The sequence below is a fragment of the Virgibacillus ndiopensis genome (assembly GCF_900187325.1).
Taxonomy (GTDB): domain Bacteria; phylum Bacillota; class Bacilli; order Bacillales; family Amphibacillaceae; genus Virgibacillus_E; species Virgibacillus_E ndiopensis.
Genome location: NZ_FZMZ01000005.1, coordinates 427,219 through 451,960, shown reverse-complemented (window position 1 = coordinate 451,960; position 24,742 = coordinate 427,219). Strand labels below are relative to the sequence as shown.

27 protein-coding genes and 1 pseudogene are annotated in these 24,742 nt (G+C 34.0%); 6 read left to right on the top strand and 22 right to left on the bottom strand.

The window, feature by feature from the left end; all coding sequences use genetic code 11:
- Nucleotides 1-8: 8 nt before the first annotated feature.
- The 3 genes from CS937_RS09550 to CS937_RS09540 all read right to left on the bottom strand — a co-directional run bounded on the left by CS937_RS09550 (nt 9) and on the right by CS937_RS09540 (nt 1,702).
- Nucleotides 9-359: a VOC family protein gene (locus tag CS937_RS09550; RefSeq protein ID WP_099158239.1), complete on the bottom strand. Its 351-nt coding sequence runs from the start codon at nt 357-359 to the stop codon at nt 9-11.
- Between the two features lie 248 nt (nt 360-607).
- Complete coding sequence (locus CS937_RS09545) at nt 608-865, bottom strand: hypothetical protein (RefSeq protein WP_099158238.1); 258 nt, start codon at nt 863-865, stop codon at nt 608-610.
- 183 nt (nt 866-1,048) lie between these two features.
- Nucleotides 1,049-1,702, bottom strand: a complete 654-nt coding sequence (locus CS937_RS09540) for a DUF1801 domain-containing protein (RefSeq protein ID WP_099158237.1) — start codon at nt 1,700-1,702, stop codon at nt 1,049-1,051.
- Nucleotides 1,703-2,109: 407 nt separating this feature from the next.
- Here CS937_RS09540 and CS937_RS09535 point away from each other — a divergent pair, with 407 nt between their 5' ends.
- Nucleotides 2,110-3,063, top strand: coding sequence for a nucleoside hydrolase (locus tag CS937_RS09535; RefSeq protein ID WP_099158236.1), 954 nt, complete (start codon nt 2,110-2,112; stop codon nt 3,061-3,063).
- A gap of 189 nt (nt 3,064-3,252) precedes the next feature.
- Here CS937_RS09535 and CS937_RS09530 read toward each other — a convergent pair whose 3' ends face one another.
- The 8 genes and pseudogenes from CS937_RS09530 to CS937_RS09495 all read right to left on the bottom strand — a co-directional run bounded on the left by CS937_RS09530 (nt 3,253) and on the right by CS937_RS09495 (nt 8,017).
- The gene (locus CS937_RS09530) at nt 3,253-3,660 is read right to left on the bottom strand and encodes an NUDIX hydrolase (RefSeq protein ID WP_099158235.1); all 408 of its coding nucleotides are present in this window, start codon (nt 3,658-3,660) and stop codon (nt 3,253-3,255) included.
- 321 nt (nt 3,661-3,981) lie between these two features.
- Complete coding sequence (locus tag CS937_RS09525; protein ID WP_099158234.1) at nt 3,982-4,773, bottom strand: DUF817 domain-containing protein; 792 nt, start codon at nt 4,771-4,773, stop codon at nt 3,982-3,984.
- Between the two features lie 117 nt (nt 4,774-4,890).
- On the bottom strand, nt 4,891-5,112 hold the full coding sequence (locus tag CS937_RS09520; protein ID WP_099158233.1) for a helix-turn-helix domain-containing protein: 222 nt from the start codon (nt 5,110-5,112) through the stop codon (nt 4,891-4,893).
- 10 nt (nt 5,113-5,122) lie between these two features.
- On the bottom strand, nt 5,123-5,605 hold the full coding sequence (locus tag CS937_RS09515; RefSeq protein WP_099158232.1) for a DUF2975 domain-containing protein: 483 nt from the start codon (nt 5,603-5,605) through the stop codon (nt 5,123-5,125).
- 353 nt (nt 5,606-5,958) lie between these two features.
- A complete protein-coding gene (locus CS937_RS09510; protein ID WP_099158231.1) occupies nt 5,959-6,150 on the bottom strand; it encodes a hypothetical protein in 192 nt (63 codons plus the stop codon).
- A gap of 96 nt (nt 6,151-6,246) precedes the next feature.
- Nucleotides 6,247-6,441, bottom strand: a complete 195-nt coding sequence (locus tag CS937_RS09505) for a hypothetical protein (protein WP_099158230.1) — start codon at nt 6,439-6,441, stop codon at nt 6,247-6,249.
- Nucleotides 6,442-6,561: 120 nt separating this feature from the next.
- Nucleotides 6,562-7,256 (bottom strand): annotated as a pseudogene (locus CS937_RS09500) (peptidylprolyl isomerase).
- Nucleotides 7,257-7,360: 104 nt separating this feature from the next.
- Entirely contained in the window at nt 7,361-8,017 is a 657-nt protein-coding gene (locus tag CS937_RS09495) for a DUF3889 domain-containing protein (protein WP_099158229.1), read from the bottom strand.
- Between the two features lie 159 nt (nt 8,018-8,176).
- Between CS937_RS09495 and CS937_RS19445 the strand changes: the two genes are divergently transcribed.
- Nucleotides 8,177-8,332, top strand: coding sequence for a hypothetical protein (locus CS937_RS19445; protein ID WP_176555804.1), 156 nt, complete (start codon nt 8,177-8,179; stop codon nt 8,330-8,332).
- Nucleotides 8,333-8,385: 53 nt separating this feature from the next.
- Here CS937_RS19445 and CS937_RS09490 read toward each other — a convergent pair whose 3' ends face one another.
- The 3 genes from CS937_RS09490 to CS937_RS09480 form a co-directional block, all read right to left on the bottom strand.
- On the bottom strand, nt 8,386-9,075 hold the full coding sequence (locus CS937_RS09490) for a DUF421 domain-containing protein (RefSeq protein WP_099158228.1): 690 nt from the start codon (nt 9,073-9,075) through the stop codon (nt 8,386-8,388).
- 97 nt (nt 9,076-9,172) lie between these two features.
- Nucleotides 9,173-10,078, bottom strand: a complete 906-nt coding sequence (gene cysK, locus CS937_RS09485) for a cysteine synthase A (protein WP_425445463.1) — start codon at nt 10,076-10,078, stop codon at nt 9,173-9,175.
- 90 nt (nt 10,079-10,168) lie between these two features.
- Nucleotides 10,169-11,497 (bottom strand): D-serine ammonia-lyase, encoded by a 1,329-nt coding sequence (locus CS937_RS09480; protein ID WP_099158226.1) that lies wholly within the window; start codon nt 11,495-11,497, stop codon nt 10,169-10,171.
- 288 nt (nt 11,498-11,785) lie between these two features.
- Here CS937_RS09480 and CS937_RS09475 point away from each other — a divergent pair, with 288 nt between their 5' ends.
- Both CS937_RS09475 and CS937_RS09470 read left to right on the top strand, forming a co-directional pair.
- A complete protein-coding gene (locus tag CS937_RS09475) occupies nt 11,786-11,965 on the top strand; it encodes a hypothetical protein (protein WP_099158225.1) in 180 nt (59 codons plus the stop codon).
- Nucleotides 11,966-12,099: 134 nt separating this feature from the next.
- The gene (locus CS937_RS09470; protein WP_099158224.1) at nt 12,100-12,651 is read left to right on the top strand and encodes a spore coat protein; all 552 of its coding nucleotides are present in this window, start codon (nt 12,100-12,102) and stop codon (nt 12,649-12,651) included.
- 102 nt (nt 12,652-12,753) lie between these two features.
- Here CS937_RS09470 and CS937_RS09465 read toward each other — a convergent pair whose 3' ends face one another.
- Complete coding sequence (locus tag CS937_RS09465; RefSeq protein ID WP_099158223.1) at nt 12,754-13,617, bottom strand: DUF421 domain-containing protein; 864 nt, start codon at nt 13,615-13,617, stop codon at nt 12,754-12,756.
- A gap of 83 nt (nt 13,618-13,700) precedes the next feature.
- On the opposite strand from CS937_RS09465, the gene CS937_RS09460 reads away from it, so the two are divergent.
- Both CS937_RS09460 and CS937_RS09455 read left to right on the top strand, forming a co-directional pair.
- On the top strand, nt 13,701-14,048 hold the full coding sequence (locus tag CS937_RS09460) for a DUF4363 family protein (RefSeq protein ID WP_176555803.1): 348 nt from the start codon (nt 13,701-13,703) through the stop codon (nt 14,046-14,048).
- Nucleotides 14,049-14,111: 63 nt separating this feature from the next.
- Nucleotides 14,112-15,245 (top strand): zinc-dependent alcohol dehydrogenase, encoded by a 1,134-nt coding sequence (locus CS937_RS09455; RefSeq protein ID WP_099158221.1) that lies wholly within the window; start codon nt 14,112-14,114, stop codon nt 15,243-15,245.
- Nucleotides 15,246-15,303: 58 nt separating this feature from the next.
- On the opposite strand, the gene CS937_RS09450 is transcribed toward CS937_RS09455, so the two are convergent.
- The 7 genes from CS937_RS09450 to CS937_RS09420 all read right to left on the bottom strand — a co-directional run bounded on the left by CS937_RS09450 (nt 15,304) and on the right by CS937_RS09420 (nt 24,737).
- Nucleotides 15,304-16,170 carry a 5'-3' exonuclease gene (locus CS937_RS09450; RefSeq protein ID WP_099158220.1) on the bottom strand — a complete coding sequence of 289 codons (867 nt, stop codon included), beginning with the start codon at nt 16,168-16,170 and terminating at the stop codon, nt 15,304-15,306.
- A gap of 4 nt (nt 16,171-16,174) precedes the next feature.
- Complete coding sequence (locus tag CS937_RS09445; RefSeq protein WP_176555802.1) at nt 16,175-19,801, bottom strand: dynamin family protein; 3,627 nt, start codon at nt 19,799-19,801, stop codon at nt 16,175-16,177.
- Between the two features lie 76 nt (nt 19,802-19,877).
- On the bottom strand, nt 19,878-20,789 hold the full coding sequence (locus CS937_RS09440; RefSeq protein WP_099158218.1) for an ABC transporter permease: 912 nt from the start codon (nt 20,787-20,789) through the stop codon (nt 19,878-19,880).
- Nucleotides 20,782-21,645 (bottom strand): ABC transporter permease subunit, encoded by an 864-nt coding sequence (locus tag CS937_RS09435; protein ID WP_099158217.1) that lies wholly within the window; start codon nt 21,643-21,645, stop codon nt 20,782-20,784. Before CS937_RS09435 ends, CS937_RS09440 begins: the two co-directional genes overlap by 8 nt.
- Nucleotides 21,646-21,839: 194 nt before the next feature.
- A complete protein-coding gene (locus CS937_RS09430; RefSeq protein ID WP_099158216.1) occupies nt 21,840-22,304 on the bottom strand; it encodes a CBS domain-containing protein in 465 nt (154 codons plus the stop codon).
- Between the two features lie 193 nt (nt 22,305-22,497).
- A complete protein-coding gene (locus CS937_RS09425) occupies nt 22,498-22,959 on the bottom strand; it encodes a flavin reductase family protein (protein ID WP_099158215.1) in 462 nt (153 codons plus the stop codon).
- Between the two features lie 248 nt (nt 22,960-23,207).
- A complete protein-coding gene (locus tag CS937_RS09420; protein ID WP_099158214.1) occupies nt 23,208-24,737 on the bottom strand; it encodes an acyl-CoA carboxylase subunit beta in 1,530 nt (509 codons plus the stop codon).
- Between the last annotated feature and the right edge of the window lie 5 nt (nt 24,738-24,742).

Here is a 24,742-nt window from a genome sequence, read left to right as displayed (position 1 = left end):
GCAACTATTTATAGATGGACTAAAATATTGATAAGTTTCCCAAACGGATCTTTAACATAAAAACGCCGCACACCCCATGGTTCCTTGACTGGCCCATACTCAATCGGAATTCCTGCTTTTTTTATGCGATCTAATGCATTATCAAGATCATCTACTTCAATTGACAAATCAGGTACGGGTGTCCTGGAACCACCCTCTGAAAGGAAATTAATTTGAGTGTCCATTTTCTCATGCGAGCCATAAGTTGCAATAAACTCCAAGTCCATTAATTGATCAAGTCCAAGTACTTCTCCATAGAAGTACCTTGCTTTGGTAATATCCTGTGTTTCTACATTGGCAACAATTCGTTTGACTTTCATTCTTACCACCTCCAGTTGCTATTAATTCCCCTTAATTTAACTTCAGTCATCCTTTTATAATCTTTAATTTCTTGATTAATTATCGTACAGTAGTTTGCATAGCAAGATCTATTTTTGTAAATAGTAACATATAATTTCAGTGATTCGTTTTTTATAGTATAAATTTTCTGAAATTATCAAGCAAAACAAAAAGATCAAATAGAAAATGTCGATCTTTTTGTTTAATTCTTGCACTGTTTAGCTTAAAATTAATTTTCTGAAAGTGTCATATACTTTGTACAATAAGCACCACCTATTAACAAAATAACCGTAATAGACCAATTCAATAGCCCCATAAAGTTAAGCCAATAAGCTAAAAGGTTTATTACAGCAATAAGATACAAACAAATTGAAGTCAAAGAATATTTAATCCCTTTTATACCAGCCTTTTTTCTTTTTTTAATCACAACAGATATGGATAAAACAAGAGCAATTATTAGTACTATAGATAAAATAATCGGTAGCATTTTAATTCTTCCTTTACAGTAAACTTAATATTTTAAATTTTCAATTATTTTTGGGTTAACTTGAAAAGCATTTATGCTTTTGTAGATAAACTGGTTTAGTTTAATATTTTGACCTACTTCGCTTTGCATAATTTTGTATCTCTCCAGTAAACTAAGCAATATTTCAAGGATATATTGATTTTTTTATTGAATAGATTTGTGCGAGCCGTCACAGTAAGGGTACTTTTGTGATAATCCACAAATGCAATCTTTTAATCCCTTTCCACTGAAAATTCGTTGCATATATTTTTCAACCCTTGACTCTCGAGTTGTGGCTTTTTTTGCTTTAGAAAAATAAAGAATATATTCTCTTTGTCGTCCTGGCGTCAATGCTTCAAAAGCAGTTTTGAAGGCAGGAGTCTCCTCGAATCTCTTTTGAAGTTCTTCGGGAATTGTGAACTCTCTATTCTTTTTAATATTTACTTTTAAACCGGCTTTTTCAACTTTGATAGCTTCTTTAATATAGGCTTTCAATATGTTTTCCATTTCAACTATTTCTTGAATATTGGTGAACCGAATTTGTCGCGCCGCCTGTACATTTTCCGTTTGTTGGATTAGAATCCCATGGGAATCCTTTAACAACGCACCTTTGTGAAACAGAAGTGCACAATATTCTTTAAATCCGTGTATTAAAACTATGTTTTTCTTCTCAAACGTGTAACAAGGATGCATCCACTTAAATTCTTCGATCAGCTCACAGTCGAGAACGATATTTCTCAACTTCTCAAATTCTTCGTTCCATGTTTTGGCTTTACTTAAAAATTCATCAACTTTAGGATTCATTTTTCTATTTGTCATCAAGGAACACCCCTTTTCAATTTTTAATCAGTTGATTGTCAGAAATCGCCATTTATAAATTCTTCCTGCTATTATCTTGGGTATACTTAAAATTTAAAAATCATCTATCTTGAATCATTTCCATGTCCCACTTGGCAAGCATGCTTTAAATCGGTTAAAGCGGCCAAATCTTTCATTATCTCCACCATTTTTAATTAGATACCTTTAACGTTAAAGTTCTTTGATTGGGCTGGCAAGCCTTTTTTCTTTATTTCATGGAAATTGCTAGATTCTAAGATTTATTTACAAAGCTCACTACTTCTATTTTGCATTATACACTAATCCCAATCAACTTTTTAGAAGACTTTCATCGTACAAACATACAAACACACCTGTATTTTTTTCATAAAGTAAATAGAGGTGAAAAAATGAAAAAAGTTATCTTATTTGCCGATACAGGTATAGATGATTCTATTGCGTTGACCTACGCGCTGAAAAATCCGGAGATAGATTTGCTTGGTGTAGTCAGTGGCTTCGGTAACGTCGATCGGGAAAAAACGTTTAGAAATGCAGAGTATTTATTGGAACTAGCAGGCCGTACAGATATTCCTGTCATTGCTGGTGCTACACGTCCACTGAGTGGTGCAGAACCAGTCTTTTATCCTGACATTCATGGTATAGAAGGACTGGGTCCAATTGATCCGCCAATTCCAGAAGAACGATATGAAAATCGGACGAATTTCAGTAAGCTTTTCAAATTGATCAAGAACAACCCTAATGAGGTAATAATCGTTAATGTCGGACGATGCACTTCGCTGGCCATAGCCCATTATTTAAGTCCTGAAGTGATGGAAGATGTAAAAGAAACCTTTTTAATGGGGGGAGCTTTCCTCGAACCTGGTAATGAGACCGCGGTAGCGGAAGCGAACTTTTACGGTGATCCGATTGCCGCAAATTACGTTTGTCAAAATGTTGTTAACCTGACGATCGTACCTTTAGATGTGACAAGGGAGGCCATATTAACTCCAGAAGTTATCAATCTCATCGATAATCGTTCAGATTCACCTTTAGAAGAGATAATTAAACCGATCTTAGATTTCTATTATGAAGTCTATCAACAATTAGAGCCAGGTATTGCCGGAACACCACTACACGATTTGGCCGCTTTAATGGCAGCACTTGATATCAGCGGATTGTATGAGTACAGAAAACGAGAGGTTAGGGTAGAACATAGAGGTGATTTTGCTTATGGTGAAAGTATCGCTGACTTCCGACCAGGGTCGACAGATTGTTATGGACCTAATTGTGCACGTATTGCCATGACAATTAACTACGATATCTTTGTTTCGAACGTCTTTGATATCCTAACTAATAATAGATAAACTGGCCTTTACGTTGAATTTAACTTTTCCATAATCCAAAACAATTGCATACTCCAATTAAAATAAGCAGTAAAAAATGAGTTTTTAAATCGAATAGTAGGAGTTGACTACTCACCTACTATTCGATTAATGTTTGTCATTTAAAAGTATTTAAACAGACCGCCTTTGTCTAAAACATTATAATTAAATTCAGAATTCAATATAAAAAGGGTGAAGACTTTTGTTTAAGGTATATTCAATTCTTTGTTTGAAATTTCCCCATTTCACCATTTTTAAAGCTTCATTAATAGGAAAGAAACCTACTTCTAAACTTTCTGGACTAGTAGTTAATTCTCCTCCTATTGCTTTGCACAAAAACAGTGTATTACAAATTGAACCTTTAACATTTTGGAAAACTCCACAAAACTTCTGAACTTCAATCTCGATACCTGACTCTTCCATTGTTTCTCTAATTGCCGCATCCTTTAATGATTCACCTTCTTCAACTTGCCCACCCGGCATTTCCCATCCCCTTCTAGGTCCTTTAATTAATAAAATTTCATTTTGATTGTTTAAAACAATCGTAGCAGCTGAAACTATATGTTTCGGTGTCACCATATTCCGCACTCCTTTATACTATAATTTTCTCCAATACCTTGCTGCATAACTAAATATCTCACATCCATAATCATAATTTTCTGAATTATGTGATCGAAAAACGACACCTATTACGATCTTATTTCTCTAATATAACACGCAGTTTTACATGGTTTAGAGAAGTTAATTAATGTTTAACAGCTCTTCTTTATAAAAAAGTCCAAACTTTTCTTCAAATGATCCCCTTTCCATTAGATAAACCGATCGATTATTAGTTGTTTTGTAATTGCTTTTCCCAATTTATCATAATTACGAAAGGACCAAATAAAGTGTTCTTAACAGTTATAAAGATGGACTAGTATCTATCCTCGTGGAATTTTTCCCCTTAACCTGCTTTAACGTTGCTACTATAAGAAAGCTAACAATCACTAGTAAGAGCCATGAGCTCACTTTTCCTAGATGAACGAGACTCCATGCATCGGTTTGGTTTGGATATTCCCAAGCACCAAAGAACGTTGCGATATTTTCGGCTACCCATATGAAAAATCCGATGAGCACAAAAGAAAGTGCAAGTGGCATACGGTAACGAGTTCCATTTACTTCGTATGTGACCCATGATTGCCAAAAGACTATAATTACAAGCCCAGATAAGCCCCAACGAACATCAATCCAATAATGGTGGGTAAAAAAATTCAAATAAATCGCAGCTGCAAGCGGGACTACTACCCAAAACGGTGGCCACTTAACCAGTTCAACCTTTAACCTCCTCCACGCCTGGCACAGATAACTCGCTACACTTGCGTACATAAATCCGCTGTACAAAGGAACACCGAAAATTTTGGAATATCCTTCTTCTGGATATGACCATGATCCCATATGTACCTTAAAAAGTTCAAGTGCAAGTCCAATAAGGTGAAATAACGTAATAACCTTTAGTTCATCCCGTGTTTCAAGCCCAAAACGCACCATCAACCACTGCATCAGAAGGCAGATGATGAGCAGCCAGTCATAACGCGGTAGGAATGGAAGTGGCATGATTTGTGTAATAGCTAAAGAGACAAAAATAACAACAGGAAACAAACAGGATAGGGCTTGCTCCCAACCAAAACGAACGAGTTGTTTTAGTGCTCTCATGATTTGTGCCTCCAACGTTTTTTTCTGAATATACCTAAGTCCTGCTTCGTATAATAACTTAATAGATTTTGTGTTCTGTACATAGGTTCATCACCGAATAACTTTCTTTTCTTTTCACTAATCTTGGGTATCCTCATCACTTCGATATTCTAAAATATCTCCAGGCTGACAATCTAATGCCTTACAAATCGCCTCTAACGTTGAAAACCTAATCGCTTTTGCCTTTCCATTTTTCAATATAGAAAGGTTAGCCATTGTTATTCCTACACGTTCAGACAGTTCTGTTACGCTCATTTTCCTTTTAGCCAACATCACATCAATATTGATTATAATCGCCATGTTATTCACCTCAGACCGTTAAATCATTTTCTGATTTTATATCAATCGCATCTTTTAAAAGTTTCTGTAGAACAGCAGCAAAGACTGCAATCACCATTGAAGCAAAAATAATGACCATTCCAATAACTATAATACCTGGGGCATCATCTATCTCCGCCATAAGATATAAAAGTGGCATGAATACCACATGAAAAATACTAATTGTAATTGCGCAGTATTTTATATTCTTTAAAGCTCTTACAGATAATTCCGAGAACGCTTTGTTCTTATCAATATAGCTTAAAAGTTTAAAAGCTTGATACAAAGCAAAGTAAAAAGGGATAGCTGTTGCATACAAATAGACTAAAACGAAATATTTTATATACGTTATTTTAGGTAAAATTTCTGATGCAAAATTTGCTATCTCAGGAACCACAAATATACATAAAGCAAGTATCGGAATTCCAATAAAAATAACAGCTATTTTTAAAAAGAGTGTTGTTCCACGTTTCATAAAAAGCACCTCACTTATTTATTGTTAACTTAATTTTAATATAAAATTTATCGTTTTACAATAAATAATTATTCTTTTTGATTATATTATTATTGTTATATTAAATACTTTTTTATTTACCCAAATAAAAAAGCATTCCTTTTTACAGAGAAATGCTCATTAATTTTTAACTATAATTTATATTTTCTTTAATGTAGTGCTCATCATCTTTATTGATTTTAAAGTAATCAGCTTGGTCCCAAGTTTCTCCTGAAAGAATACCAATAACTGCACCTTTAATTGTGAACCATAGTCTGGAGTCAATTAAGGTAGTAAATTGTTTAGGACTTTTTATTAAAATATAAACATCTAGGTTATCTATATCTTGATTTTGTATCTGGAATTAGTTTTTTATTTAGATATATCTCCATAAAGTTATCGACGACACCTTGGTCTTCTATATCTGTAATAATTTTTTTAATATCAATTTTTCCAGCTTTTACTGAATTGTCATAACCAATTCTAATTTCTCGTGTAGCTTCGTTTGAGCTTCCTTTTCCAGTCATATAACCTCCAAGAAATATTATTAAAATAAAGACACAAGACTTAAAATTTTCACTGATTTAATAATAATTTCCCTCTATCAAATAATACTAAGGTAATTAATCTTTTTTTCCTTTGCCCAATTTATTAGAGCAATAAAAACAAAATAATCCAAAGACTAAAGATAGAAGAAAAGGAATGATAGCAAGAATTGGCATTACAATTGTCCAATAAAGTAAATACGCACTAATAGCAAATGAAAACCAACTGATGATTAGTAAAAAACTAGAAATAAACTCTTTTAATGCCATCATAAAACTGTCCCCCTCAAGGATATATAAATATCCAATTATTCATTAATTATTGTTCAATCATGATAACAATAAAGAGCCAACATTCAAAATGCTGACTCCTACCCTATATAAAATATATTTTTATTTTTGAACTTTAGGTTTCGGATAGTCATAACCCTTAGTATCTACTTTTACATGTTTCAGTCGTTGATCTTCCAATGGTTTATCAGCGGCATCTCGCTCACTAGTAACAATTGAATCTACAACCTTCATGCCTTTTGTAACTTTACCAAATGCAGCATACTCTCCATCAAGATAAGTAGAATCTGCCACCATTATAAAAAATTGAGATCCGGCTGAATCAGGTTCTTTAGACCGTGCCATTGATATGACACCACGTTCATGTTTTATATTATTTTCAAAACCGTTTGAAGCAAATTCACCTTTAATAGAATAGCCAGGTCCCCCTGTCCCATTTCCTTTTGGATCTCCACCTTGTATCATAAATTCAGGAATAACTCGATGGAATATTAGGCCATCATAAAATCCTTTCTCAACCAAAATGATACAAAATTAGCTACTGTATTTGGCGCGATTTTTGGATAAAGCTCAATCATGATTTCATCGTTATTTTCCATTTTAATTGTTACAAGTGGATTTTTATCCACATCAGTTGGGTATTCAGACTTTTCGCTAGCACCTTCATCTGATTTTTCTTCGTTTTGCTCCAGAGCTTGTCCGTTTTCTGACTCTGTTCCGCAACCAGTTATAAAAATTACAATCAAAACGCTACTAAGTATTAAAAATAGTTTATATCGTGACAATAAATCTCTCATACAAAACCTCCTTATTCAAATTACAGTTGAATGAATACATTATAGCATGTGAGATATTCTGCTGAATATAAGGAAAAGGACCCTTGAACAACAGGTCCTTTTCCTTAGGACATGGGCACTTCCTTAATATCAAATGAAATAATACGGTCGGTATTTGGATTATAGATAACAGTCCCTTGCACTTTAATTCTTTCTTGTGATGATTGTAGAACATATTCATACGTTTCCTGTGTTTGATTAGAGGATAACTGGGTTTCTCCTATTTTATTGTATTCTGTTACATTATAATTAGGATAAGCCGTTTGTGTAACCTCTAACAAATATTTCCCCCACTTTTCTTGTTCCAATTCAGGAGATGGGCTGATCTCTACGTTAATGACACCTTGGCTTGTGTTTGCACCAAGTGCCTCAAAAGCTTTTCGGTGAAGATTAATTTTATTAGCTGGATAGCTTGGAACCTGGTCAACAACCGTTACTAAAATGTCTCTAGTTGGGGTAGTTAAATTTGTTATTTTTAGTGTTTGACCACATTGATAGGGTGAATTTTCCCCAACAGCGACAGTCATATATTGGTTACTTGACCAAGGTATTCCACATTTTGTTACCTGTCCCCCCTCTGTCCAGGTTGCTTGACCTCTAACCGGTTGTTGACGGTCTAGATAATTGTTGTAGTAAGGGTAGTTTCGATCATAAGTAGCGTGAGGATTCTGGAAATAATAAGGACTATATACGTATGGATAATAATAGTTATTTGAATACATTATTTTTCCTCCTGTCTCATTAAAACCTTTTAACGTAGCATATGCACCCGAAAGTTTAACCGTGACAGAAGCCTTATTACCTTTTTAACAAATAAGTGAAACGGGGTTCTTAGACAAGAATAACTCGAAATATAACTAATATTAAAGAGGAGGGCTGCTATGAAGCATCTTGATTGGACGATGATATGGTTTGTAGGTACTTCCCTTGTTCACGATTATTGGATATATTGGGGATTACCGCAAATCTTTTATTGGGAAACTAAACGTGAGTATTTCAACATTTTAAATCATGATGATAAAAATAAGGCTGCATAACAACAAAAGGTTCTGTATCATACACGTATACAGAACCTGAAAGTATTAGATTTTTATTCGGAAACTTGATCTATTGTTTGTAAAAACAATCCATCATCATGTAGCCACTCGGCTAAAAAGACATTCCGACAATCCTCCACTCCTTGCGCCTTAAGCTGGTTCATTAACCATTCTTCATTTCGGTCTATCTCAACTAATTCATCCGAAAGTAACTCTCCATCTCTAATAAGGGTTACTGGAACGTGTACAGATTGAGGTGGTAGATTTATATCCTCTTGTTGTAGTTTCTGTTTGGGTGATTTTTTTAAAATACTAATTGAACCATTTGCTTCTAGATAACAATATGCTACCTCTCGAATCGAAAACGTTTCCGATTGCCGCAAGAGGCTTTGAAGTTGATTAATATTCATTTTGTTTTTCTTTAATTGATCCCTATTAATAATACCATTCCGAATTAATACAGAAGGCTTCCCTTCAAATATTTTTCGTATTTTTAAAAACTTTTGCCCTAAAAACTCTACAAACAATAATAGCATTGACCATAATACCATTGAAAAAATAATATATCCTACACCAACTTTCTCATCATAAAGAGCATTTCCTAACAATTCCCCAAGTACAATAGCACCTATAAATGTGAATGGTGTAATTTGATCGATTATTTTTTTGCCAAGTACTTTGATGAGTAAAAATAACAAGAAAAACCCTGTTATTATTTCGATCGTTAAATAGCCTATATTCATTGATTAACAAAACTCCAATCATTGTATATCTATTACAATGATTACCACTTTACTTATTTGTTAACCAGTCAAAACTATCGGACCAAGCTTTATACGATTATTCCTCATCAATTAAATTCATACTCAAATATCGTTCGCCAGTATCTGGTGCAATACACAGGATGCGCTTACCTTCCCCTAATCGTTCGGCAACCTTAAGTGCAGTAAAGATAGATGCTGCCCCTGAAAGCCCAACAAATATGCCCTCTTCCCTAGGAATTTTTTTGAACATATCCACCGCTTCCGCATCCTCTATTTGCATTATTTCATCATAAATTGTGGTATTTAAAATTGCTGGAATAAAGCCCGGACTTGTCCCTACCAACTTATGTTTACCTGGTTTTCCACCCGATAAAACAGGAGACCCTTTTGGTTCAGCGACGGTAATATGTAGTCCAGGGATTTTTTCCTTTAACAATTCCCCGGTCCCCGTCACGGTACCGCCAGTTCCAGCTGTACAAACAAAAGCATCCAGTTTGCCGTCCATTTGATCATAAATCTCAAGTGCAGTAGTTCTCCTATGAATATCAGGATTAGCATAATTTTCAAATTGCTGAGGGATAAAACTACCTGGAATTTCTTTTTGCAGTTCTATTGCCTTTTTAATTGCACCAGGCATCTTATCTGAGCTTGGTGTTAGTACTACTTTTGCTCCATAAGCCTTTAAAATATTTCTTCTTTCTAATGTACTATTATCCGGCATGACTAGTATGGCTCTGTACCCTTTTGCGGCTGCATTCATAGCAAGTCCAATCCCTGTATTTCCACTGGTAGGCTCAATGATCGTATCCCCAGGTTTAATATAACCCTCTTCCTCTGCTACCCTTATCATATTATAGGCTGCGCGATCTTTAACACTTTTGCTTGGATTTAGTGATTCTAATTTCACATAAACATCTGCAGAACCTTCGGGAACTAATTTATTTAAACGAACAATTGGCGTATTACCTATTAATTCTGTCATGTTTTGTACAACCTTCAAATCTGGTCACACCTTCCTTTTTGAATTACATCACATTTTCTGTAACAAACTATACGAAAAGAGCTTTATATTTTATATTAAACCCTTTCCCTTCTTATAAAATCGTTTCATTTCCGCTTCTGGCACAAGTGATCCACCAGTAGCCCAAGTAATGTGGGTTATATTTTTGGAGTTTATATTATTTTGCTTCAGATATTCTGATTGCATAATTTTCCATGGTCCCATAATACCAGGTGTAGCGGATGGCTCTACATAAATGTTCTCGTTATCATGAAGCAATGCAAGTAATCTAAATAGCTGTTCATCATGTACAGTATATATTCCGCTTATTAAATGTTTGCTAAATCCCGTTGCATAACGGGACGGACGTCCAACTGCTAATCCATCAGCTTCCGTACGATTATCTATACCAAAATCTTGAACACTAACCTTTTCCATTTCACCAGTAAGTAAACCAATTAAAACTGACGGGGAATGAGTCGGTTCAACAAAGAAACAATGGACATGATCACCAAACACTTGTTTCAAACCGAATGTAATTCCCCCTGGAGAACCACCGACACCGCATGGGAGATAAACAAATAATGGATAATTTTCATTTACTTGTATGTTTTGCTCCTCTAATTGTTTTTGTAAGCGTAGAGCTGCTACACTATATCCTAAGAATAGATGTTTAGAATCTTCATCATCAACGAAGTACCCCTTTGGATCAGCTATTGTATTTTTTCTGCCTGCATATATCGCTTCACTAAAATCGCCATCAAATTCTTGTACAGTCACACCTTTTTCACGAAGTAAATCCTTTTTCCATTGTTTTGCATCTGCAGACATATAGACAGTTACATTAAACCCTAGTGTTGCACTTATAATACCAATACTCAATCCCAAGTTTCCTGTTGAACCGACTCCTATTGAAAATTGTTGAAAAAATGATCTAAATTTATCGGTTGCAAACAGTTCGTATTTTTCTTGTTTCTGAATTAATCCTGCCTCTATTGCCAATGACTCTGCATAATGAAATACCTCATAAATTCCACCTCTTGCTTTAATGGAACCTGCTATAGGTAATTCATTATCGCATTTTAAATAAAGTTCACCGCCTACTTCATACGAAAAACGTTTATCAAGGACATTTTTTATATTCGGGATATTTCGTAAAGGAGATTCAATTATTCCTTTTGTACTAATTGTTTCGGGAAATACGTTTTCTAAAAATGGTGCAAATCGATACCATAGTTGTTCTGCTTCCAACATATCCTGCATATGTAACGGCAGCATATGAATTTTGTTCATACTTTTCCTATCTCTGTTTAACCAAACTACAGGCTTTAAATCGATAATTTCATTTAATAATGGCTGTTTTACTAACCATTGATTAATTTCCTCTTGTTTCAAAACCATATTATCCATCCTTATAGTTACATCATATAGAAATTCTATCATGTAGGTAATGTATAACAAAACGTTTGAATTTAACCATTCACTAATAGTAGGAACATTCATTCTTTATTGTACAACTGAATAAATTATTCAATGTAAATTTTGGCATATAATAAACAAAAAAATTAGGTTTATTTTTACATAATCGGACAAAATACTCGTGTGGGTGAGAATTAATTTTTTGAAGAACACATATGTTTGAAAAGATTGATCTTCACCTTAATAAAATCTATTTAGGAGGGTCAACCAATGGACAACAGAGACAGAAATCGAAATGAACGTAACAATCGCAACAACAACAATAATAACAACCAGGAAATTAATAATGTTGAATTTGGGAATGAAAATGAATTCCTTGATGAAAACAACTTTAATGACAACAACAGAGATAACAATAATAACAATAACAACAGACGCAATAACCGTTAATCATTGAGCAAAGAAATTTCTAAGAACCTGTACTACGAATTATTCGTAATACAGGTTTTTAATTTTATGTATATCCCAAATTTTATTCCTAATAATATAGAAGAAATTTTAAACCATAAGGAGGTTTTCCCATTATGCAATTAGCATCACATGAACTTACTAATTTAAGTGAACTTATCGCTGGATGTTTTAACACCGTAACATGTATGGCAAGTCACATCAATCAAGCGCAAGATCCAGAATTGAAAGAATTATTGCAACAGCATTTTCCGCTTCATGTTCAAGACTACAATTTAAAGGTTGAATTTGTACAAAGTCAAACAACACCGGACATTTCTAAATTCAAGCCTGCAGAATTAAAACCAATTTTAGATTCCTATACACAAGCACCTGTTAGTGAATTCTCATCAGTTACTCCAAGAACAGATGTACAACAACATAATGATCGTGAAATAGCATTGGCTTATCTATTAAATCAGAAAAGTTCAGCTAAAAATTACGGTATTGCTGCAGTTGAATGTGCGAATCCGGATTTACGAACATTTCTCGAAAATGCTTTCTTAAACAGTAACCGTCATGCTTATGAAATGTGGCAGTACATGACTAAGAAAGGATACTATCCACTTATGGCAGCACCACAAAATGAAACTCAAACTATCGCAAGCATCTACCAGCCTGTACAATAGTAAAATGAAATAATATAAAAAATCACTGAACTATACAGTGATTTTTTATATTACAATTCAATCTGATTCATTTATTAAAAATTTAAATCACGTTTTGTAAATTCATTCTCTAAGCAATGGATGAATTTTATCTATAAGATCTTGAAGTTCTTTTGATTGATTATAATACATCTTTTTCGCATTTGGATCTTCTGTTTGTATAGCAAACCCCTCTAAATCCGCCTGAATTTTTCTTAGTTGCGCGGCTAGAAGCGGCTTTTGTTTCATTTGTGGTACTTTTTCTTTATCATTATGTAAATCAATGTATACATTTCCTTTAGAATCAATTTGGGCCAAAAACACGTCTTTATAATCTTTTGCACCTTGTTTCATAATTTCCCCAATAAGCCACTCTTCCGTATACCCTAAATATTTCAACCGTTTCTCTAATAAATAACCATCAATAATTATCAACGAAGGTATATGTTCTCCCTCAACACTAACTCCAATATCGTTTGGAGTTAAAGGATTATACGCAGCCTTTTTCATTACACTTAATTGTCCATCTGTTTCGAGTACTGCCATTTCAACATCTGCTAATTTAAATGCATTTTTTTCCCTTAGACCCATCATCAAATCGTCAAAAGTCATTTTAGCTTTGAATAAGTTCTTTTCTAAGACATTCCCATTCCTCATAAGAATAATAGGATTACCTTCAACGATCTTTCTAAAATTTAAAGACTTCATTGCTAAAAATGCGATGATAATAGTTAAAAAACTAAATATCAGTAACCCTATTATTGCATTAACCGATTGTAATTGCGTATCAATTGCTAGTGATGCAGCCATATTACCTATTGAAATACCAGTTATATAATCAAAAAATGAAAGTTGTGCTATTTGTTTTTTTCCAAGCATTCTTGCAAGAATAAAAATGAAAAAGAAAGCAAATAACGATCGAACAACGATTATCATATACTCAGGCATGATGAAAATCCTCCAAATCACATGTAATATCTTTTCTTATTATGGTTAAGTTAAGACTAAAGATACGTTACGGAGGCAATTACATGAAAATGAGTAAATCAGTCATAGTCTTATTCAGTTGTATTGCATTTATATTTGGCTGTTCCAATGAAACCATTCAAAAGAATCCAATCTACAATAAATCAACAGAAATTAAAAATCTAGTTAACCAAACTCAATGGCATAAAGCAAAGCAAGAAGCAAAGTTAATTTTGGAATATTACAGAAATGGTAAATGGAAATACCAGCTACTCGGTGACGAAACTGAATATAACAATTTAAATGAACAAATTTTAAAACTACAGGTATCCATTGAAGAAAAGGATAAAGCAGAAGCAAAACGTAACATAGCATTAATTGAACATTATATTGAAATGCTATATTTCAAATAATTACACGTATATTTACTATTGCCAAAGCGGATTATACTAAAAAGTATTGGAGGCTATATTCCTATGAAAGCTGTTACGTATCAAGGAAAAGAAACCATTAATGTTAAAGAAGTTGACGATCCCAGGATTCAAGATTCTCAAGATGTAATTGTAAAAATAACCTCAACTGCCATTTGTGGCTCCGATCTCCACCTTTATCAAGGAAACTTTCCTCTCCCTATTGGTTATGTAATCGGCCATGAACCAATGGGAATTGTCGAAGAAGTTGGTCCAGAAGTTACAAAATTAAAAAAGGGAGACCGGGTAGTTATTCCGTTTACTGTTGCATGTGGTACCTGCCACTATTGTACACATCACCAGGAAAGTCAATGTGACAATTCAAATCCACATTATGATTCTGGAGGCTACTTTGGTTATTCGGAAAAATTTGGAGATTTTCCTGGTGGCCAAGCCGAATACCTTCGTGTACCATTTGGTAATTATACCCCATTCCTTATCCCTGAGGACTGTGAACTAAATGATGATCAATTACTTTTCTTATCAGATGTATTACCCACTGCTTACTGGAGTGTTGAGCATGCTGGTGTAAAAAAAGGTGACACTGTTATTATATTAGGATGTGGTCCAATTGGGTTGATGGCTCAACAGTTCGCATGGGCAAAAGGGGCTGAACGGGTAATTGCAGTAGATTATTTAGACTATCGCCTGCAGCATTCCAAAAAAATGAATAAGACCGAAATATTCGATTTCACAAAAGATGACGATATGGGGGAAACCTTAAAAGAAATAACGAAAGGGGGCGCTGATATAGTCATTGACTGTGTAGGAATGGATGGGAAAAAATCACCACTTGAATATGTGGAACAAAAACTAAAATTACAAGGAGGAACATTAGGACCTATACAAATAGCTACTAAGGCTGTAAGAAAATATGGAACAGTACACTTAACAGGTGTTTATGGCGGGCTTTATAACATGTTTCCGTTAGGGCCTTTCTTTACTAGAAATATTACACTTAAAATGGGACAAGCACCTGCCCGAAGTTATATGGCCGGATTATATGAAAAAATCACAAAAGGGCAAATTGACCCAACTGCAATTATTACTCATAAACTTTCATTAAGTGATGCAGCTCACGGATATAAAATTTTTAACAACAGAGAAGATGATTGTATAAAAGTAATATTACAACCATAACACAAATAAAAAGCGAGTCGTGAGGAATAAACACGCCACACAACCCGCTTTTTATTGTTTAGCCAATTAATTTGCCTAAGTTTTTAAATTCCAGTTCAGAGAACTTCTCGTTGATTTTAGATTTGTCATAATTCCATAATGCAGATTCTAATGCGCAACTAATTGGTACGTCACATTTAATCTCTGCAAGTTTTTTTGACAGATGCAGCATTTCAAGGTTATTTTGAATTTTTGTTTGAATTCCTTTAGATAGTTGATCAGTATTGGCTAGAATATTATCGATGGAACCATACTCCTGAATAAGTTTTAGTGCCGTTTTCTCGCCAATTCCTTTTACGCCAGGATAATTATCTGATGTATCCCCCATCAAACCTTTTAAATCAATTATTTGTTTTGGTTCAATACCACGTTTTTCATAAAAGTTTTCTTTATGAAAAACATCATAATTCCCTTGCCCTTTTTTCATAATTGCGACACTGACGCCATTAGCAACTAATTGTAAAATATCTTGATCCCCCGTTAGAATAATGACTTCATTTTCAATAGCATAATGGTTTGCTAGTGTACCTATACAATCATCAGCTTCATAATTTTCGAGTCCGACATTTGGCATATTAAACGCCTCTGTTACCTCTTTGATTAAGTCAAACTGTGGAATTAATTCTTCAGGTGGCTCACCGCGATTAGCTTTATATCCATCGTACATTTCTGTTCGAAATGTTTTGCTTCCCATATCCCAGCAGCATATTACATGGGTGGGTTCGAACGTCTCTACAGCGTCTAAAAAATAGCGTAGGAATTGATAAACACCATTTGTTGGTACTCCTTTACTTGTCTTCATAAAATTTCCACGGAATGCAGTTGCAAAGAAACCTCTAAAAAGTAATGCCATACCATCAACTAATAATACCTTTTGTTTCTCCATTATATTACACCTCCTGTACACCATGAGTTTTTAGAATTGTCGACAGGACATATTGCTTTTCTGTTAGTAATTCTATATCAATTGTTTCTGTCATCATGGATAAGTAATTATCAATATAAGAATCTATATTCTTGATTGTTTCTTGTTGTATCGTTTCCATTACGTGATTCCATTGTGCTATATAAGCCTGCATCATAATCACTTTGTTTTCGTCAATATATTCTTTTGCAATTGGAGCAAGTGACTCATAGATAGCTTCTTTCATATGTTCCTTTTCGTTTTTTTCAAAAAATGACTTAGTACCCTTAAAACCGGAAAGCGCCTTATGGAAGGTATTTTTCTCTATACTACCAAATGCCTTATCATATTCAGGTGTTGATAGATCAAATGACATCAAACTTGGTAATACTAATTTTTCATCTATCTGAGTACTTTTTTCTATAATCGTTTCGTAAGCGTCATTTGCCAAGGAATACATATAGGATTCAATTCGAAGAGATACTGCCCTTATTTCCTGAACTAATTCATAACCAGTATAATCAAGTAAACTTTTCATACTGTTACTAAGCTGAGCTTGTGCTTGTTTTCCAGTTCCTGTAATTGTAGTTGGATTGAATGTTTCCTTAAACATATCATGAAAACGAATGGAAAATCGTTCTAAAACGTAGTACAATTGCTTTTCAATTTTTTGATTAATTTGTTTCGCATATAAATCTACGTTGGCACTAGAAATAACGTCTTCTAGCTTCTCCCTTTTCGCAAACAGGTCCAACCGATAACTTTCTTTTTCTTGATCATTTAAGTTTGCCGATTCTATATAGTTCGTCATAGATTGATAGGCACGCTTTATGTCCAGTACCGCAGCTTGAATTGATAGTAAAGCAAGATCATCCCGAATAAAATGATGAAATTTCTCCTCAAATGTTTGCATTTGATCAGGTAGAGCTTGATTATTTCGTTTTGCTTCCAGCGCCTGTTTGCTTGAGATTGGAAATAATTTTGGAAAACGAATACCTAGTTGAACTAACTGCTCTTCTACGTAATTCGTAACTAGTGTTAACTCCTCTGTGTCCTTTGCTAAATCAGCTGCATTAACAACAAAAAACATTTTGTCTAATTGAAAAGTATCTTTTACACGACCTAATTGCATAAGAAAATCTTTATCAGCTCGGGATAGTGCATGATTGTAGTACGTAACATATAAAATTGCATCAGCGTACTTGATATAATCAAATGCAACATTTGTATGCCGAGAATTTACTGAATCAGCTCCTGGTGTATCAACTAATGTTATACCTTGTTCAGTTAGCTGACAGTCATAGTAAAGATCAATCGATTCTACATAGCATGCCTTCGTTTCATCACTGACATAATCAGCGAACTCATCAAGTGTTATCGTAAGGTCTTCTCCAATAAATGTTTTATTATTGTCGTATCCCCTTATCATCGCTTGTAAATATGCTTGATACATTTGCTGTAGATCTTCACTCGAATGTATAGCATTATCTTGAACCCACCCAAGTAAATCTGCAAAATTTTCACTAGACGGTGAAAAGTCCTTTGTGATATTCATTAAGTCATCCAACAACGTTTTAGAGCTTTTCATCTTTACAACAACGGTTCCATGCTTGTAGTTTTCTGTAGTTGGACGTATTCTGTTAATTGTAGCAGTAGTGGGGTTCGGTGAAACTGGTAAAACACTATTACCAATTAATGCATTAGCAAAAGATGATTTCCCAGCACTAAACGCCCCGAAAAGAGCTATTGTGTGTGTTCGATTAGCTAAACGTTTCTGCTTTCCTTTTAAGTCGTCAATAATAGTCTGAAAACCAGGTAAAGCTGTAATTATACTTATTGTCTGATCAATACTCTGTAAAACGCTATCTAATGGTTCCGTTTTCCCTCTATCTAGTTCATTTTGCTCTGATTGATATTCGTTATTAGTTGATTCACTAATTTTATGCTTGTAACTCCCCTGTTCGATCTTATGGTATTTTTTCTTAAGAATTTCGTCTAAAGAAAATTCAACACTCTGATTAGGGTGTAATAAAATTTCCTCCAATACACTTTGTTTATTTTTTAGGGATTGCTTTATTACTTCTATATTCTTAATTTGATCTCTAGTGTTATTTAGTTTTGCAAGTCGGTCCAGATAAGTTGTGATTTCTTGATCGTTTTTTTTCTTTATTTCTTCAGTAATTCTATTTAACACTTGTAGTGCCTCTTGCTTATACTTTTGCTTAATATTGCTACTTATATCGTTTGTATAATTTAACACATAATCTCCGTTTACTTTAGCGCCAGATTTTACTAGTGACTGTATGTCTGCAGCAGTATAATCAATCGAAATTTGTTGAGTTATTTGTAGTAACTCCGTGTTATTAATCGAATAACGCTTAAACAGATTTGCAAATTTATCACGTAATTTCCATTGTATTGCAGCCACCATACTCTCACGTAATGCATCTAAGAAAGCATTTAACCGCATTTCTCTTTCATCTTTCGTTTTTTTCTTCGAGCCGAATAAACCTACTTTAAAGTCAGATTGCTGCGATTCAAGGAATGATTGTGCTTTATCACGCAATTCATATGGCATGATATATGCATTCTTTAACGTTGATTGTAGTTCAGTCTTAAAATCCTGCTCAAAATGATTGTAACTACTTTTAATAGCTGCTATATTATCTTGAATTTCAGCTATACTTTCGTAAATTTCTTGTTGATTATCATTAATGTTCTCATATTCTGCAATTTTTTCATTACATTCATTCGTTAACATTTTAATATGCTCATGTATGACCTGTCGCACGGAGCTATTTATAGAATAAAACATATCTCTATCTGTAGTCATCAAGCTGTGCAGCTTTTGTTTTATTATAGGAAACTGATTATGTGCGGCATTTTCTCTAACTAAAGATGAATAATATATCTGTTCTGGATGAATATTCCATTGATCAAACGTTTGTTTAATACTTGTTTCAAATTTTTTAAATGGTATTTCCATTTCATCATGCTTATCTATTTGATTAATTATGACATAAAATGGAATTCCTTTTTGATCTAATGAATTCAAAAATTGTAAATTCACTTCAGATTGGACGTGGTTATAATCCATTACATAAAATAATACATCAACCACGTGTAATGATGACTCCGTAATTAATCGGTCTGCGTCATCAGCAGCATCAATACCTGGTGTATCGAATATCGCTGTACGTTCAGGTACTATTTTCTTTGCTGTACTAAGTTCAATTTTTTTAATAGTATCTTTGTCTTTACAATACTCCTTAATCATATCGATATCATACGGTTCTTTGTATTCAACCGGAGCATCGTGATGAAAATAAACACGTGCAACACCGTCACCCGAATTGATTTTAACTACATTCGCACTTGTCGGGATAGGGCTCTGCGGTAATATATCTTCACCTACCAATTTGTTTATCATTGATGATTTACCCGCAGAAAAATGTCCTGCAAAACTAACTACAAATTCATCTTTAGTCATTTTTTCATATAAATCCAGTAGTTTAGTTGCATTTTTATTATCACCATTTGCCAGTATCTCTTGATACAGAGCTGCCAACTGGTTTGCAGTAATTTGTTCTGGCAACGTACTAATTAATTCCAAGATGTACATATCCCTTCTAATTACAATTATACATGGTTATTATACGTGTTTTTACACTCTATTTCTACCCAGCAAGTTAAATGTGCGGATATTTCTTAAACCCATGTTTATCCTTTAACTCGATTCCTCTAGAAAGAATATAAAAAGAAAAAATAACTAGTACAAAAGCTAATAAAGGATACAATAATACCCACTGGTAATCATATACAAATGAACGCCACTGTCCAATTAGCCCTGCCCAATCGTGGGTTACAGATAAGTACACACCTTCCCCACCTAAACGTAATATGGTACCGCCTAAAAAAATATTAAAGATTCCAAGCTGCCCTATTAACGAAAGTACAAGAATTATTTCTTTAACAAACATTACCATTAACGTCCCTTTCAGGTGTGGCAATAAATGTTTCCAAGCAATACGAAACGATCTAGCACCTAGTGAATGGGAGGCAGTAATATATAAATTTTTCTTTAATTCCTTCGTTTTACTAAATACTGCGGCATAGACACCTGGTATACCTACAATCGTCATCAATACGGATTGCAAAATAATTAAATCTATCATAGTTAAACTGGAATTCACAACAATCCCTACCATAACAAAATAAATAATGATAAATGCAGGTATACTACCTAACAATCCAAAACTACTTCCAACTTTCTCGTTTTTACTACGAATACCATTTATTAACCCTAATAAACCACCTATCACAATGACCAAAGCAACAAGTAGTCCAACTAGTAAAGTATACTTGGCACCGTATAATAAAAGTGTTAATATATCGTAACCATATTGATCCGTCCCAAAGATATGCTCACTAGAAGGTGGTGTAGGATTCGAAATAACACCGAAATCGTCGTTACTGTTGTAATAATAACCAGAAGGTTTAACATAATCTTCTTCATATGGAGCAAGCATCGGACCGAAAATAGCCACCAATACTAAAAGACCTGTTAATATAACGCCTAAGCCTAATCGCCAATTAATCATGAGCAAATATCCTTTCTAAACAAGCAATGAATAACCGAATAAACCAATACAACACAATATATAAAACTACCAAAGTAATAAGAATATTAGTAGTCAAGTTAAATTGATATTCGCCGGTATTAAACAAGAACCCAGCTAATCCACTAATATTAAATAAATATTCCACTATAAATAAATTACTCATCAAAATAGCAATCACTTTATGTAGATCAGCTTTCAAATATGGTAGAACATTTCTAATTACATGCTGAACAAATATGTAAATTTTTCTTAGACCTTTGGCTTTTGCAGTCAAAATATAATCATCCGTTAATACATCATAGGTTCGTTCTGATAACGAACGAATTAAATAAATGGTTGGAACAATGGTTAACGTGATAAGCGGTAACAAAATCGCATGTTCATCAACACCGCGTGTCGCTATTCGTGCTAATCGAAGCCCCGTAGTCTGATAAAAGAAAACAGCTCCAAGTTGTAAAAACAACACCATTATGAAGTCTGGAACCATTCCAAAAAAACCAATGATATCTTTCATCCATTCTTTCCTAGACCTACTAAACCAAGCGGAAATAAGTAAACTGATTACAATAGCAAGAATAATGGCAACTGCCAAATATAGAAAGGATGTTAGAAGATAATCTGGAATTGTTGCAAAAAAGTTAGGATTTCGGTCAACCCCCTCTTTATAATGAAAAGATTCGCCAGTGAAAATCCCCCCCAAATACGCTTTCGTTAAATCTAGCATTACACTAAAATCAATTGATAGCTCTCCACCCATAATTTCTATGGCAAGTGGAAACGCAACTAAAGCAAAAATTAATACAAATACCCCTAAAATAGATAATAAAAATTTCATATTTTTCTACCCCGGTTTCTAATATTCAATGAAGGATAGGGACTATTTCCCTACCAATAACTAATACTATAAAACTATCACTTGCAGAATTTTTAGTCAAGCTGGCAAAATTCGACAATTGAAAAATTTAACTATTTAAATAAAAAAACCATCTGCGTAATTTACAGATGGTTATAATTGCATTTACTTTATTATTATTTATCAGAGATTAATTTTGTAGAGATAAACCGAATAACGTCCCCTCGACTAATTACTCCTACTACCTTCATATTATCATCTACAACTGGAATTTTTTTAAATCGATGTTTGGAAAAAATAGACGTTGCAATCTCCAAATCATCATTAGGGTGTACTGAATGAATTTCTTTATTACGCATTATTTTTTCAACACGGTGATCAATAGCATACTTAAGTTTATGTCGTAAATCTTCTTTTTCGCTAACTAGTATAAGTGTAAACATATCATATACGGTTCTATCTTTTGGCTGTAGATATCGAATAACATCGCCATCAGTAATCATACCAAGCAACTTGTTTGTATCATCTACAACCGGAACTCCGCCAATCTTATTATTCACCAGAATTTCAAGTAATTGCTTAATGGACATATCCTTCGTTACCGTAACAACGTCAGTAATCATAAACTCGTCTACTTTCATAATTTGACACCTCGTTTTAGGGTTTGTACATTAATTATATTTTAACAAAATAGGAAATACAATTTTCTGGAATTAATTTTATGCAATTTAAGGTTATTTTACAGCACTTACCTAGGCAGTTTCTATGAATAGCAACAAATGATGCGAAAAGACCATAATTTAAAAACCCCAACATATTGTTGGAGCTTAAGCACTAAGAATCCATCGTTCTATATTTACCACCAAAAAAGAGAATTGGATCACCTTCGACCAAGTTTATTTCAGTAACTTCAGCAATAAAAATCATATGGTCTCCTGCCTTTGCTACTTCTTTAACATAACAAGATAAAGTAGCAATAGACCCTTGTATTACAGGGACATCATCCTGCATCGTAAATGGAATTTCCCGATTTTTTTCTATTTGTTTTGCAAAAATCATGGAGAGTTCCTTTTGTTCTTCGTTAAGAATACTTAGACCAAATTTTTTAGTTTCCTGTAATTTATCGTACATTCCTGCTTTTTCATCAATTGATATAGCTATTAATTTGGGATCTAACGATACCGACATAAATGCATTCACCGTCATTCCTATTATTTCCCCATCATATTCTGAACTGACTATGGTGATACCGGTTGCAAACTTTCCCATGGCATCACGAAAAAATCGATTATCCATTATTGAAATTCCCCACTTTCTAATACGCTCCTATCAGAATATCATTTATGTTAGTAAATTTGAATCAAGTTGCTTTTCAGTTTACATAATATAATTATGGTAGATTAATTATGTGTAGTGGTTAAAGAAGTATTTATTACTACACTATATGGAACAGCATTAATAAATGTTATGAATAGAAAAAGCCGTCTCTATACGGTTAAATACCAGTACAGTGAGACAGCTTTATCGTTTTACAATTTTTAACGTTAAACAGGATAAACCCCATGTTTTCTTTCTGTAAATGTAACTGATTTGGATTGATACATGGTAAAACGTTTAACTAATTCATCTCTTAGTTTATCTGGATCAACAATAGCATCTACTACTAGTTCAGATGCTAAACGGTAAATGTCGATGTTGTCCTTATACTCATCCTGCTTTTCTTTAATAAAAGCAGGTCTTTCTTCCTCAGGCAATGCAGCGATTTTATTTGCATAAACAGCATTTACCGCAGCCTCAGGCCCCATTACCGCTATTTGAGCTGTAGGTAAGGCTAAACAGCAGTCAGGTTCAAACGCAGGACCAGCCATTGCGTATAAGCCTGCACCATAAGCTTTACGAACTACAACTGAAATTTTCGGAACCGTAGCTTCGCTCATGGATGCGAGCATTTTTGCGCCATGACGAATGATACCAGCGCGTTCTACCTTTGTACCAATCATAAATCCAGGTATGTCCATCAAGAACAACAATGAAATATTGAATGCATCACATAATTGAACGAACTTCGCTGCTTTGTCTGCAGAATCTGGGAATAGCACGCCCCCTTTTACACGAGGTTGATTTGCAATTATCCCAACAGATTTACCATTTATTCGAGCAAGTCCAGTAACTAATTCTGGCGCGAATTTCTTTTTAATTTCACAAAAACTATCCTCATCAATAATACGATTGATAAAATCATACATATTAAACGGCGCATTCTGGTTTTGTGGAATTATATCAGTAATTGATTTCTCGAACTCTTTTATATCTTTCGCTTCAAATTCTTTTGGTTTTTCTTTAAAATTAGCGGGGAAATAGCTTAAATAATTGCGGGTGTATTCAATAGCTTCTTCTTCTGATTTTACTAAAACATCACCTACACCAGATACGGAGCAATGCATTTGTGCACCACCCATTTCTTCAAGGCTCACTTTTTCACCAATCACTTTTTCGGCCATACGCGGTGAACCTAAATACATGGATGCATTTCCGTCTACCATGATTACGATATCACAGAAAGCCGGAATATAAGCTCCTCCAGCAGCCGATGGTCCAAACAATAAACATACTTGTGGAACTCTGCCAGATAATTTAATTTGATTATGAAAAATACGTCCTGCTCCCCTACGACCTGGGAACATTTCCACTTGATCAGTAATTCGTGCTCCAGCTGAATCAACTAAGTATAGCATCGGCAATTCTAATTTCATCGCAGTTTCTTGGATACGAAGAATTTTTTCCACCGTTCTTTTCCCCCATGAACCTGCCTTTACAGTTGAATCATTTGCCATAACACATACAGCTTGCCCATTAACTTTACCAATTCCAGTGACAACCCCATCTGATGGTAAGGAATCATCCATACAATTAGCAAAAAATGCATCTTCTATGTCTATATCTTCATCAAATAACAATTCTAACCGTTTACGAACAAACAATTTTCCCTTTTCTTCATTCTTTTTATGATATTTTTCTTGTCCACCTTGTTCGATATGATTTATTCTATTTTGTAAGTCTTCTACATATGACATGAAGT